Raw genomic sequence first — 12,998 nt, forward strand, 5'->3', positions numbered from 1 at the left:
TAATCCTTAAATAATTACAAATACTGGTCTTTTCGTTTAAATTTATCGGACGACTATTTCGATCATTAATCGACGCGTACCGATGGATTTATCAGGAACCCATACATTACCTGCCTCCGCAACCCATATTTGGGCTATGCTTATGAATCCGGATACACTGGCCAAAGTGACTCCGGGCATTTCCCGCCTTGAACTCGAACGTGAAGGTGTTTATAAAGCCATTGCCGAAGTCAAAATCGGCCCCGTCAATGGCAAATTTGAGGGTCGTGCCGAAGTTGCCGATCCGGTAGCGCCGGAGAGCTTTACGCTGAAGGTGGTGCAGAACAGCAAGATCGGCAACGTTTCGGCCGACATCCGGATGCATCTTAAACCGGTTTCCGACAGCGAAACCGAGCTTTCGTTCGACGGGAAAGCCGATATGTCCGGGCTGCTGGCCCGCACCGGCAACCGCGTGATGAGCGGGGTTGCCAACACGCTTACCAAACAGTTTTTCAGCAACTTTGAGAAAGAACTTGCCGCACAGGGCGCCTGATATCCGGACCGGATACAGGCGCCCTGTTTTGTTTTTGCCTCCATCCATAATCCTAACACGTCTAATCCTTAGCTAGTTATGTCAACAATAACAGTAACCGTTAACGGAAAATCCTACACGAAAGAGGTTGAGGGCCGTACCCTGCTTGTCCACTTTCTGCGTGATACCCTCGGCCTGACGGGTACCCACGTGGGCTGCGACACCAGCAGTTGCGGGGCCTGCACCATCCACCTCGATGGAAGAGCCGTAAAATCGTGCAGCATGCTGGCGGCGCAGGCTGATGGCAGCATCCTGACAACCATTGAGGGCCTTGCGCCCGGGGGTGAGCTGCATCCGCTTCAGGTCGCTTTTAATGACGAGCATGGTTTGCAATGTGGTTTTTGTACGCCGGGCATGATCATGACCGCTGCCGATTTACTGAGCCAGAATCCGAATCCGACCGAGCGCGAAATCCGCGAAGGGCTCGAAGGAAACATCTGCCGCTGCACGGGCTACCACAACATCGTACGCGCCATTCAGCTGGCCGCCGAACGCACCGCCGGGGTACCTGCCTAAACCTGTTGAGGAATAAGGCGCGGTTTCCCGCCCTTGTTCAAACCCTCAAGCCTTCAATCAGTCAACCATGAGCAACAAATTCATTGGCAAATCCATAAAGCGCATTGAAGATAAGCGCTTTACAACCGGCAAAGGCCGTTATACAGACGATATCGTGCTGCCGGGCATGACGCATGCCTACATGCTTCGCAGCCCCTATGCGCACGCCCGCATCAACCGCATCGACACCTCGGAGGCCGAAACGATGGAAGGGGTGGTCGCCATCATTACAGGCGAGGAAGTAAGCCATTACAGCGTACCCTGCGGCTGGCAGGTGAACTTCAAAAACGGCGATACCATGAAGGAACCGCCGCACCCGCTGCTGGTCAAGGACAAGGTACGGCACGTGGGCGACGCCGTGGCGATGGTCATTGCCGAAACCCGCGAGCAGGCACAGGATGCCGCCGAAGCCATTATTGTCGATTATGAGGTACTGCCGGCGGTTGTCAACGCTGCCGAAGCCGTTAAGGACGGTGCCCCCCTTGTGCACGACGATGTGCCGAACAACATCTGTTTCGACTGGGAAATCGGGAACCCGAAAGCCGAAGTCGACGAGGCGATGGACGGAGCCCACCACATTACATCCCTGGAGTTTGTGAATCAGCGCCTGTCACCGAATGCCATGGAGCCCCGCAGCTATATCGGGCATTACGACAGCGTTTACGATAAATATACCCTGTATACCTCAACGCAGAACCCGCACCTGATCCGGCTGCTGATGTGCGCCTTCGTACTGGGCCTGCCTGAGCATAAGGTCAGGGTGGTCGGACCGGATGTAGGCGGTGGTTTCGGCAGCAAAATCTACCACTATACCGAGGAGGCGCTGGTGACGGTAGCGGCTAAAAAAATCAACCGGCCGGTGAAGTGGACCGAAACCCGGTCGGAGGCCTTCCAGACCGACGCCCACGGCCGCGACCACGTGACGCATGCCGAAATGGGTTTCGATGCAGCGGGTAAAATTGTTGGCCTGCGCATCAAGACCTTTGCCAACCTCGGTGCCTACCTGTCGACATTCTCGACGGCCGTACCGACTTATCTGCATGGTACGCTCCTGCAGGGTCTGTATACGACACCAAAAATTCACCTCGACATGACCTGTGCGTTTACGCATACTACGGCGGTCGATGCCTATCGGGGTGCCGGTCGTCCGGAAGCCACCTATCTGCTGGAACGGCTGATGGACCTGGCAGCCCACGAAATGGACATGGATCCGGCCGAACTGCGGCTGAAAAACTTTATTCCGCCGTTCGACGGGGTAGAGCAACCCGGCTATCAGACCAACGTGGCACTGCAATACGACTCGGGCAACTACCATGGTGTACTGGAACGCGGTCTGCAAATGCTGGGCTACGAAGATTTCCGGAAGGCACAGCAGGAAGCCGCCCAAACCGGTAAGCTGCTGGGCGTCGGTTTCTCAACCTACATCGAAGCCTGCGGCATTGCTCCGTCGGCAGTGGTCGGGTCGCTGGGGGCCCGCGCGGGTCTTTATGAAGTCGGTCAGGTTCGGGTACAGCCAACCGGTAAAGTCAGTGTCTTTACGGGTGCGCATTCCCACGGACAGGGCCACGAAACGACCTTTGCACAGGTGGTGGCCGACCGGTTAGGCATTCCGATGGAAGACGTTGACATTATCCACGGCGACTCCGATACGGTGGCGTTTGGTATGGGTACCTACGGTTCCCGTTCGCTGGCCGTCGGTGGTAGTGCCATCATGAAGTCGCTGGACAAAATCATTGAGAAGGGCGCTAAAATTGCCGCCCACAAACTCGAATGCTCGGAAGAAGATATCGTGTTTGCCGACGGCAAGTTTACCGTGACCGGTACCGACCGTAGCCTGGGCTTCGGCGATATTGCGCTGACGGCCTATGTACCGCACGTATACCCGCAAAACCTCGAACCTGGTCTGGATTTCAGCAGCTTCTACGATCCGAAAAACTTTACGTACCCATACGGATGCCATATCTGCGTGGTTGAGGTAGACAAGGAAACCGGTGAAACAAAAGTGAAACGCTTCATTGCGGTGGACGACGTCGGCACGGTGATTAACCCGATGATTGTTGACGGACAGATTCACGGCGGCCTGGCCCAGGGGATCGGGCAGGCGCTGATGGAAGGCGTTGAATACGACGAAACCGGGCAGCTGATCAACGGTAGCTACATGGACTATACCATGCCGCGCGCCGACGATTTCCCGATGTTTGAGCTGGATCGGCAGGAAACGCCGTGTCCGCACAACCCGCTGGGGGTCAAGGGGGCTGGTGAGGCCGGCTGTATCGGCTCAACGCCGGCTGCGGTCAACGCCGTTATCGACGCCCTCTGGTCAGGCGGTTTCAAGGTCAAGGACATCAAAATGCCCCTCACCTCCGAACGCGTCTGGAGAGCGATGAATTAATTTGTGATTGAGCGGCCGCTGCGCGGCAATTGTGTGATTGAGTGAAGGTACTGCTTCTTCGCTCAGGCACCACGCAGCAGCCACACAACCACGAAATCACTCAATCACGAAATCACTCAATACCTCATGATACCTCAAAAAGTTGACTATAAACGGGCGGGGTCGGTAGCGGAGGCATTAAGTCTGCTGAGCGCCAATCCGGACGCCAAAATTCTGGCGGGGGGCCATAGCCTGATTCCGGCCATGAAATTACGCCTCAACAGTCCTTCGCTGCTGATCGATATTGCCCGCATTTCGGAACTGCGGTTTATTCACGAACAGGACGGGGGCGTCAAAATCGGGGCGGCCAGTACGCACCACGACATCGTGAGCAATGCGACCATCCGCGAGCTGTATCCGGCCATGGCCGAAGCCGGTGAACTGATCGGCGACACCCAGGTGCGGAACGTGGGCACCATCGGCGGCAGCATCGCCCACGCCGACCCCTCGGCCGACTGGCCGGCGGTGTTGCTGGCACTCGGGGCAACGATCAACGTCGAAGGACCAGCCGGTGCACACGATATACCCGCGTCGGAGTTCTTTACGGGCTTTTTCAGTACGGCCCTGGAAGAAGGTGAAATTGTAACAGCCATCACGTTGCCTGCTCCGTCGGCGGCGCACCAGTCGGCGTACAAGAAATTTATGCAACCCGCCTCGCGCTTTGCCATTGTCGGCTGTGCGGTAGCCATTGTTGCCGATGGTGGTACAATCACCGATGCCAAGGTTGCCTTTACCGGTGTGTCGGATGCTGCCTTTCTGGACGAAGCCGTAGCGGCGGCACTCATCGGTCAGCCGGCTATTCCGGAAACCATCGAAGCGGCGGCCAACGCTGCTGCCGAGGGCGACATACACATTAACGAAGATCATTTTGCGTCTCAGGCTTACCGGAAACATCTGGCGAAAGTATACGCGAAACGGGCGCTTGTGGAGGCATGTGGCCTGTAAATTTCCTAATCTAGAGACGTGTTTAACCGTGCGGGGATTTCCCTGCACGGTTATTTTGTTATAGAGCTATATTTTCGTGCTATGGATTATCCGGTTTATCTCGATTACAACGCAACGACCCCTGTCGATCCGCAGGTGCTCGACACGATGCTGCCTTATTTTACCACCCATTTCGGCAATGCGGCTTCCCGTACGCATGTCTATGGCCTTAAAGCCGAAGACGCCGTAGAGGCTGCCCGCGAACAAGTGGCTGAGCTAATCGGAGCCATGCCAAAAGAAATCGTTTTTACGAGCGGGGCCACTGAGTCGATCAATCTGGCAATAAAGGGTTTTTACGAAGCGGCCCAGCATCGGGGCAATCACCTGATAACGGTCGTTACCGAACATAAAGCCGTACTGGATACCTGCCATCACCTCGAACAACTGGGTGCGGAAGTCACCTACCTCCTCCCCGACGGTGATGGCCTGATCAGCCGTGACCAGCTCGAAGCGGCCATTAAACCCACAACGATTCTCATTTCGGTCATGCTGGCGAACAACGAGATCGGGGTCATCCAGCCCATTCAGGAACTGGCCGCACTGGCACAGGAACGCGGGATCGCCTTTCATACCGACGCGACCCAGGCCATCGGCAAACTACCCGTCAACCTGCGGAAACTGCCGGTCGATCTGCTGAGCTTGTCGGGACACAAGCTATACGGTCCCAAAGGCGTTGGTGCGCTGTATATCCGCAAAAATATCCCGCTTACGGCCCAGCAGGACGGTGGCCGCCACGAGCGCAACCGCCGGTCAGGGACGCTGAACGTGCCGGGGATTGTCGGTCTGGGTAAGGCCGCTGCCCTGTGCGATGACCTGATGACCGACGAAGCACAGCGGCTGGCCGGTTTGCGCGATCAACTTGAAACGGGCATTCTGCAACAGGTACCGGATACCCACGTGAACGGCAGCCGGACGCAACGGCTGGCGAATACGACGAACATCAGTTTCGCGGGAGTCGATGGAGAGGTGTTGCTGATGAGCCTCAACCGGATTGCCGTATCCAACGGTTCGGCCTGCAACTCAGCCTCGACAGAGCCATCGTATGTCCTGAAAGCCCTGCATCTTTCCGACGATCTGGCCTACAGTTCGGTTCGGTTCAGCCTGGGTCGTTTCACGACGGAGGCCGATATTACGCCCGCAATTCAGCATGTGACGGAGGTAGTGGCGCGTCTGCGGCAGGAACAGTAGAACGGAAAGCCGTTCCGTTTTACATAGCTGACAGGTTCACCCAATCGCAAATCACTCAATCCCGAATAATGCCACGATTAACCCTGACCGCCCTCCTGCTGGGTCTGTCCCTTTTCGCCGCCGCTGCTCCCAAACCCAAATTCCGGGTGATTGCCTTTTTTACGGGTAAAAATGACCGGGCACATGTCAGCTATGTGCGGGAGGCCAACCGCTGGTTTCCGCAGATGGCGGAGAAATATCATTTCCAATATGATACCACCAGCAACTGGAACAACCTGAACCCGCAGTTTCTGGCTACTTATCAGGTCGTTCTGTTTCTGGATACACGTCCGGAAGCACCGGCTCAGCGACAGGCCTTTCAGGAGTATATGGACAAGGGCGGGGCATGGATGGGCTTCCACTTTGCGGCCTTCGCGCTGACACCGTCGGCCTATGCGCAGGACTGGGACTGGTACCACAACCGGTTTCTGGGCTCAGGACAGTATAAAAGCAATACCTGGCGGCCGACCTCTGCCATCCTCCGCGTGGAAGACCCGAAACATCCGGCAGTAAAAAAGCTGCCCCAAACCTTCAAATCATCGCCGAATGAATGGTATCGCTGGGAGAACGACCTGACCCAAAATCCGGACATCGACATTCTGCTGGCCATCGATCCGGCCAGTTTTCCGCTGGGAACCGGCCCGAAACAGCACGAAATCTGGCATAGTGGCTATTATCCCGTTGTCTGGACCAACCGCAACTACCGGATGATCTACGTCAACATGGGCCATAACGACATTGATTACGAAGGAAAAACAAACAAGGAGTTGTCGTTTACCTTCGACAACCCGACGCAGAATAAGCTGATTATGGATAGTTTGCTGTGGCTGGGGAAGGGAAGACGGTAAACTAAAACTCCCCGAAGGTTTTGAACCCTCGGGGAGGTAGCCATTCACTCTACTGTTCCTGCCCCTGGCCTCCCTATGGAGTGGCAGGAAATTATATCCTGACCTTTCGTTACTTTACCAGCCCCTTCACCTCAAACCACGCCCGTTGCGTACCGGCCTGGCCGTTGGCAGACAGGCCATGGACTTCGATCAGGTAGCGGCCATCCTGGTCAGAGGTAAAGAAATCAATCTGCCCTTCGCGGTTTACCGTTACCGACGGATTCCAGTAAAGCAGTGTGCGGGCATCCGGCATGCGGGTTGTCTGCTGCGCCTGCGTTTCGTATCGCGGCGCATAAAACTCGCGCGGAATCTGCAACCCGTCATACTCCTGTTTCAGCAGGCGTTCATCCAGCGGATAACCCGATAAATCGCCCTTGTAGGTAATAAAGCTCACGATGCCCGAAAACATATTCGGCCCCAGAAAATAGCGGTTGGTCACCACATCCAGCTGCTTTACTTTCAGTGGACTATACGCCATCAGCTTATCCATATCCTGTACCGGCACCCCGTCGACCATCACCAGCGACGGTTCCTCGAAAAATTCCTTATAGGGCAGGTTCAGCACCATAAGCCGGAACTTACCCTGCCGCTTGCGCGGCGCTACGCCCGGCACATACTCCCGCAGCACCTCTTCCATCGCCGGAAAGCGGGTATAGGCATCGAGCAAATAACTCTCCGTCGGCTTTCCGTAAAACGCCGTACTATCGACCTGCGGTAACCGGTAGCGGATCATCCGCTCATTCCAGTAAGTTGCCTGCACCTGCATGGCGACACTCCGGTTTTCCAGCGCACCCGTATGCGACTGGTCAATCGCCGCCACCGGTAGTCTGGTCAGGGCAGGCCAGGCAGGAAACGGACTGTCGATGGTTACTTTCAGCAGGCTGTCTGCCGCTTCGGCCGGTTGTGCCATGATGGTACGCGGCCCGTAAAAGTCCTTTGTTTCAAATACTAACCGGCCCGTTGAATCGCTGCGTGACGTAAACAGCCGGATTGGCTTACCCGGCGTCGACAGGAAAGCGCCGTGGCCGGCGACCGGTTTGTTTGTGCGCGGGTCGGTTAGTTTACCTTCCACAATCAGTCCGTGGATTTCCGGTAAATAGGCACCGGTCTGTTTGCCGGACAAGACCTCCTCCCACTTAAACCGCCGCCAACCGTGTGTCAGCATCAGGTTATCAACGGCTTTATTAACAGCCGGGCTTTCGGGTTGCAGGTAATACGATGGTTCTTCAACGGCTCCGTGCAGGTCCGACACCATCGCGAGGTAGGCCTGCATATCGGCCGACGACAGGGCAGGAATGGAGTCGACACGGTAAACGGCTACCGATAAGTCGGCGGCCTGTGGCGTTCCCAGACTCAGAGCTACTTTGGTCCGGGCCGCATACTGCTCCTTATCGGTTTTGGTCTGGATAGCGAGTGCCGTTGACGGACGACGGAAATACAGACGTTCGCAGACCGGTTTCCGCGCAGCATCAAAAATGGTCAGGTGCGAAACCCCTTCACCTAATGCCTCCTTACTGATCACAAACGTTGCCTCCTGCTGAATCGGACGCATTTCAGCCAGTTTGGCCTGCTGGCGCGTATGGCCCAGCAGATACACCACAGAAGCATCAGCCGCGTTGGTTCTGACCCGCACGGTCAGCTGACCGGAGCCCGTTTCCTCTACCTGCATCGCATATCCCTGCGGATACACGGCGGGAAAGGCATGGCTGCTTGTCCGGCCCTGCGCATCTTTCACCACAACCCGGTAGCTGCTACCCGCTGCCGGTGTAAAGCCGAAACTGCCGATGCCAAACCGATCGGGCTGAAAACGGGCAACGGTATCTGACCCGTTTACAACAGCCCCCTGAAACGCGATGCCCCGACCGGATGCATCAGTCACCCGGAACCCCACCCGCGAGGGCAGTCCCTGCACCAGATTGCCGCCTTCCGGAAACAGCTGGACATCGTATCCGGCGTTTTTAGCCAGCACAGGCAGACCAAGTTTACGGAACGGGTTGATGATGGTTACCGGCTTTTCAAAGAAATACCCGGCTCCGGCATTTTTCATCCAGTTGGTATAGGCCCTTACCACGTAATTTCCTGAAGCCAGGGAGGCCGGCAGAAACAGCGCGCCATCACCTTTGCCCGACGTAAGCCCGACTTTAGCCTGAAGCACAGAGCGTTGCTCACCGTCGAGAACTTCAAAATAAGCGACCTTGCTGAGGTCAAACGGCCGGTGAAACGTACCGTCGACATAATACAGTTTAAACCACATGGTTTCTCCTACCATGTAAACCGGCCGGTCAACGTGGACAAACAGTTTCTCCTGAATGTGTTGCCGGTTATACTGGTCAAACTGCTGCTTGATCGAGGTCAGCCCGTCCTGTTGCGCCGACGCCCGTAACCCAATAACGGTAGACAGAATAACGAATAAATATCTCATGGGCTACTGATTCCAGAACGATGGTTTAACATTAGTGCCTTGCAGGCGGCAATCGACACATACCTCCTGACCGGTCTCATATGTCCCGTCCGGCAGGTCCGTAATCGGAATCTGCCCCGGGTACTTATTGTCAATCAACTCCTTAGGGGTCAGCGTATCTTTTACACAGCCATCATAGCCGGTTTTGGTTACCCAATACGGCAGTTCCATCCGCCGGATAAACATCCGTTTCGAAGTTACAGTACCGGCGCTGAAATAGCCGAGTGCCGGCTCTGCCGGATTGGTCAGGTTCTGGATATTGCCGGTTACCTGGGTTGGCTGCGGGTCGAAAAGTGAGCCAATGTTTTCCGTTGTTTTACTCAGCTGTTCCCAGTACAGGTAGGCATCCTGCGTCAGCGCATACTGTTTCACCAGAATACTGTAACGAACACCGATTTTGGTTGAATAGCCCGGCACATACGTAATGGGCATCTGACTGATCACATCCTGGTTAAGTTTTGCGGATGAATTAATCAGAATATTTTTCGATTTTGCACTGTTCCAGCAGGTAAAAATATCCTGTTGCCGCTGCACAATCTGTTTATTTTTCACCTCATACGACGAATAAAACGCTGAGGTAAACTCCCACGTTTCTTCATATTCCCAGCGGTAGTAACGGGTATTGCCGGTCGGATCGTGAGCATCTGCGTAGATCCGGACCCCGTCATTTTCTACTTTCCAGTTGACCTGATCGATCACAGGGCTGTTTTTAAACGCCACCATATCCGAAAGGTACTCCACCCCCCGGCTCGTTTTGATCCGGAGCCGGAAGGTTTCTCCTGTCTGGCTTGGCACACTGGTATACGAGTAAACCCCGCTGGTTACCTCTTTGAGGCTGTATTTCAGATTCCGGCTGCTTTCGATGGTTACGGTTGCCTTCGTCTCCATGGTGGGAGCCTTGGCATCGGTCAGGTTCTGCGACCGTGACAGCTTAAATGTGGTCACTGCCCCGGGGGCAATGTCCAGAAACCCATCAACAACCAGATAGGTGGCCGGAGCCGTAATTTCGGGCGGACGGTAGGGATCAACGCACCCGCCCATGATGAGAATAAACAGCCAGCCAATTAATTGTTGTGTATGCTTACGTTTCATAATATCGAACAGGACTGGCCTTAGAATTTAAAGTTGTAGGTCAATGACGGAATGGGCTGGCCGAAGATCGACAGCTTATATCCGCGGATCCCCCCGTTTTCTGACTTGAAATAAATAGAGTATGCGTTCCGGCGGCCGGTCAGGTTATAGACCGAAATCGTCCATGAGCTATGGGCCAGTTTCTTCACCTTGTGGTTGCCTTCGATGTTCATCGCAAAGTCGGTCCGGAAATAGTCCGGAATCCGGTACTGGTTGCGCTCCGAGTAGAGCAGGCGCTGCGCCTCACCAAGGGTATATTTGGCCAGCGGCAACGTAATCGGACGCCCGGTGCTGTAGGTCATGTTGATCGATACGCTGAACCGGCGGCTGAACCGGTAGTTGCCGATCATCGTCACGTCGTGCGGTTTGTCGTAGTTGCTCGGGTAATATTTACCCTGATTAATCACTTCCCCGACCTGTGTACCCGTTGTCCGCAGGAAAGTCCGGGCGTAGGTATAGCTGATCCAGCCGTTCAGTTTACCCGTCAGTTTTTTCGCCATCAGTTCGATCCCGTAGGCTTTCCCTTCCGCATTTACCACATCGGTTTCGATATGGTGGTTCAGAATCAGAACGGCCCCGCTCCGGTAATCAATCAGGTTCTGCATGGTTTTATAATACCCCTCAACCGACAGTTCGACTGTATTGGCTTTCAGGTTTTTATAGATACCCAGTGAGTACTGATCGCCCACCTGCGGGCGGATGTGGCTGTCGCTCAGCTTCCAGATGTCGGTCGGGGCAATAACGGTGGTATTCGACAGCATCTGAATGTACTGCCGCATCCGGTTAAAGCTGGCCTTAACCGACGCGTTTTCGCTCAGTACATAGCGCGCCGAGAACCGGTATTCAGGTCCGTGGTAGGTCTGTATCGGTTTATTGGCGGCATACGAAACGGTATCAACGATGTTATTGGTCGTCACCGGCAGGCCCGGCGCATAGGCAAAGACGTCTTTCGGCCCGAGGTAGCTGTAGAGCGAATACCGGAGTCCGAAACTAAGCGACAACCGCTGGTTGATATCGTAACGGTCGCCGACATAAACGGCACTTTCAATGCCCTGCTCGGCCGGCACACGGTCCGACGCCACCAGCGATTCGGTACCTCGCGGCAGGTAGGTGCCCGGCTGCAGTTTGTAGTAGGTCGAGCTGATCCCGAAATCGACCGTATGCTTCGGATTCGGGAAATAGTTGAAATCTGCTTTGGCCATCGTCTGGTTAATGCCGAAATCAAGGTCATAGGCATTTACCGGATTACGGTCAGCCGACACGTTGTATTTGTACTGGCTTACTCCGCCCGTAAAGACACTGTACAACTTGTTGTTGAACAGGTGCTTCCACTTCAGCGTCAGGTTCTGGTTGCGGTAGTTATAGGCTGTATCGCTGTTGAGCCGGAAATAATCCTGACTCAGGTAACCGGTCAGATAAATCGTATTTTTGTTGTTGTAGTCGTGCGTAATGTGCACGTTGACGTCGTAGAAGTTGGCGCGGCTGTTGCGGAACGTACTGACCGGCACCTGCTTCAGCAACCAGCTTGAATACGAAGACCGGCCGCCGATGATAAACGAGGTCTTGTCTTTCAGAATCGGTCCTTCGAGCGTCAGACGGCCTGTCAGCAGCCCCAGACCACCCGACCCGCCGAATTTCTTCTTGTTGCCATCACGCGTCATCACCTCCAGCACCGACGACAACCGGCCGCCGTAGCGCGACGGAATCCCGCTTTTGTAGAGTTCGACGCTCTTGATCACATCCGGGTTGAAGGCCGAGAAAAAGCCGAACAGGTGCGATGAGTTATAGATGGTCGCATCGTTGTACAGAATCAGGTTCTGGTCGGTGGCGCCCCCCCGTACGTTCAGGCCGGTCGAACTTTCGCCCACCGATTTCACACCCGGCAGCGTCATGACCACCCGCAACAGATCGGTTTCGCCCAGAGCCGTCGGCACCTGCTTCATCGTCCGGATGTCGACCCGCTCCTGCCCCATCTGAAGCCCCGACACGTTCACGTCTTTTTCGGCGGCGATCACCACCTCTTTCAGCGGAATTACGTCGTCTTCCATGTTCACATCCAGTGACCCGTCGCCGTACAGAATAATCTGCCGCTGGGTATCTTTCATCCCGACGCTGCGGAGTTTCAGCGCATGTCGCCCGCGGGGCAGCGTAAACGAGTAATAGCCGAACTGGTCTGTTGAGGTCCCGATACGCGGGTTGTCGATATAGACCGCTGCCCCGACAATCGGTTCGCCCGATGCCTGGTTCCGGATATAGCCTGCCACCGTGGCGCGGCCGGGCCGGATCGGATTGGTCCGCTTGCCAACCTCGTAGATTTTGGTTTCGGGGGCTACGATCTGCTTCCGGCTTTCGGTCAGATAGGCGTTGGCCGTCGAATCGTCCTTACCGGCGTTATTGCCACGGTCAAAAAAGTCGATTGGCAGATTGGTTCGGATCGGCCGGTTTACGGTAATGTATACACGTTTCCGGGCATCAATCGCGTACTGAAACAGCGTGCCGTTAAAGAGCTGCTGCAGTACATTGCTCAGCGGCTTGCGGTCGACATTCAGGTTTACCACCACACTGTCCAGCTCCCCCGGCCGGTAGTAGAACCGATAAGGGGTTGCCTGTTCAACGGTGCGGGCAAACTGCTCAAACTTCACGTTGGTAAAATTCCCGCTGACGAGATCCTGTCCCGATTGACCGAATCCTGTCAGGCTCAACGCAAACACAAAAAAAGAAAACAGGGTAAGACGGTAAAAATAGCTCATA

Annotated in this window: 9 protein-coding genes; 6 read left to right on the forward strand and 3 right to left on the reverse strand. The window is 55.2% G+C overall.

Annotated features, from left to right (window positions below):
- Window positions 1-82 precede the first annotated feature (82 nt).
- The 6 genes from BLX24_RS18810 to BLX24_RS18835 all read left to right on the forward strand — a co-directional run bounded on the left by BLX24_RS18810 (window position 83) and on the right by BLX24_RS18835 (window position 6,616).
- Window positions 83-532, forward strand: coding sequence for an SRPBCC family protein (locus BLX24_RS18810; RefSeq protein WP_071504739.1), 450 nt, complete (start codon window positions 83-85; stop codon window positions 530-532).
- Window positions 533-610: 78 nt separating this feature from the next.
- On the forward strand, window positions 611-1,087 hold the full coding sequence (locus tag BLX24_RS18815) for a (2Fe-2S)-binding protein (RefSeq protein WP_071504740.1): 477 nt from the start codon (window positions 611-613) through the stop codon (window positions 1,085-1,087).
- A 67-nt stretch (window positions 1,088-1,154) separates the two neighbouring features.
- Window positions 1,155-3,518 (forward strand): xanthine dehydrogenase family protein molybdopterin-binding subunit, encoded by a 2,364-nt coding sequence (locus BLX24_RS18820; RefSeq protein WP_071504741.1) that lies wholly within the window; start codon window positions 1,155-1,157, stop codon window positions 3,516-3,518.
- A 126-nt stretch (window positions 3,519-3,644) separates the two neighbouring features.
- A complete protein-coding gene (locus BLX24_RS18825; RefSeq protein WP_071504742.1) occupies window positions 3,645-4,502 on the forward strand; it encodes an FAD binding domain-containing protein in 858 nt (285 codons plus the stop codon).
- An 81-nt stretch (window positions 4,503-4,583) separates the two neighbouring features.
- Window positions 4,584-5,729 (forward strand): cysteine desulfurase family protein, encoded by a 1,146-nt coding sequence (locus BLX24_RS18830; protein ID WP_071504743.1) that lies wholly within the window; start codon window positions 4,584-4,586, stop codon window positions 5,727-5,729.
- A gap of 68 nt (window positions 5,730-5,797) precedes the next feature.
- On the forward strand, window positions 5,798-6,616 hold the full coding sequence (locus tag BLX24_RS18835; RefSeq protein ID WP_071504744.1) for a ThuA domain-containing protein: 819 nt from the start codon (window positions 5,798-5,800) through the stop codon (window positions 6,614-6,616).
- Window positions 6,617-6,725: 109 nt separating this feature from the next.
- On the opposite strand, the gene BLX24_RS18840 is transcribed toward BLX24_RS18835, so the two are convergent.
- The 3 genes from BLX24_RS18840 to BLX24_RS18850 are packed head-to-tail and all read right to left on the reverse strand — an operon-like array spanning window position 6,726 to window position 12,997.
- Entirely contained in the window at window positions 6,726-9,077 is a 2,352-nt protein-coding gene (locus tag BLX24_RS18840) for a hypothetical protein (protein ID WP_071504745.1), read from the reverse strand.
- A gap of 3 nt (window positions 9,078-9,080) precedes the next feature.
- Window positions 9,081-10,208: a DUF4249 domain-containing protein gene (locus BLX24_RS18845; RefSeq protein ID WP_071504746.1), complete on the reverse strand. Its 1,128-nt coding sequence runs from the start codon at window positions 10,206-10,208 to the stop codon at window positions 9,081-9,083.
- 20 nt (window positions 10,209-10,228) lie between these two features.
- On the reverse strand, window positions 10,229-12,997 hold the full coding sequence (locus BLX24_RS18850; protein WP_071504747.1) for a TonB-dependent receptor: 2,769 nt from the start codon (window positions 12,995-12,997) through the stop codon (window positions 10,229-10,231).
- Window position 12,998: the final 1 nt, after the last annotated feature.

Source organism: Arsenicibacter rosenii (assembly GCF_001870735.1).
In the GTDB taxonomy this organism is placed as follows: domain Bacteria; phylum Bacteroidota; class Bacteroidia; order Cytophagales; family Spirosomataceae; genus Arsenicibacter; species Arsenicibacter rosenii.

What these genes read in the sequence shown, in the direction of transcription:
- BLX24_RS18845 (WP_071504746.1), bottom strand. Translation starts at nt 10,208, where the DNA reads ATGAAACGTAAGCATACACAACAATTAATTGGCTGGCTGTTTATTCTC.
- BLX24_RS18850 (WP_071504747.1), bottom strand. Translation starts at nt 12,997, where the DNA reads ATGAGCTATTTTTACCGTCTTACCCTGTTTTCTTTTTTTGTGTTTGCG.
- BLX24_RS18830 (WP_071504743.1), top strand. Translation starts at nt 4,584, where the DNA reads ATGGATTATCCGGTTTATCTCGATTACAACGCAACGACCCCTGTCGAT.
- BLX24_RS18815 (WP_071504740.1), top strand. Translation starts at nt 611, where the DNA reads ATGTCAACAATAACAGTAACCGTTAACGGAAAATCCTACACGAAAGAG.
- BLX24_RS18835 (WP_071504744.1), top strand. Translation starts at nt 5,798, where the DNA reads ATGCCACGATTAACCCTGACCGCCCTCCTGCTGGGTCTGTCCCTTTTC.
- BLX24_RS18810 (WP_071504739.1), top strand. Translation starts at nt 83, where the DNA reads ATGGATTTATCAGGAACCCATACATTACCTGCCTCCGCAACCCATATT.
- BLX24_RS18825 (WP_071504742.1), top strand. Translation starts at nt 3,645, where the DNA reads ATGATACCTCAAAAAGTTGACTATAAACGGGCGGGGTCGGTAGCGGAG.
- BLX24_RS18820 (WP_071504741.1), top strand. Translation starts at nt 1,155, where the DNA reads ATGAGCAACAAATTCATTGGCAAATCCATAAAGCGCATTGAAGATAAG.
- BLX24_RS18840 (WP_071504745.1), bottom strand. Translation starts at nt 9,077, where the DNA reads ATGAGATATTTATTCGTTATTCTGTCTACCGTTATTGGGTTACGGGCG.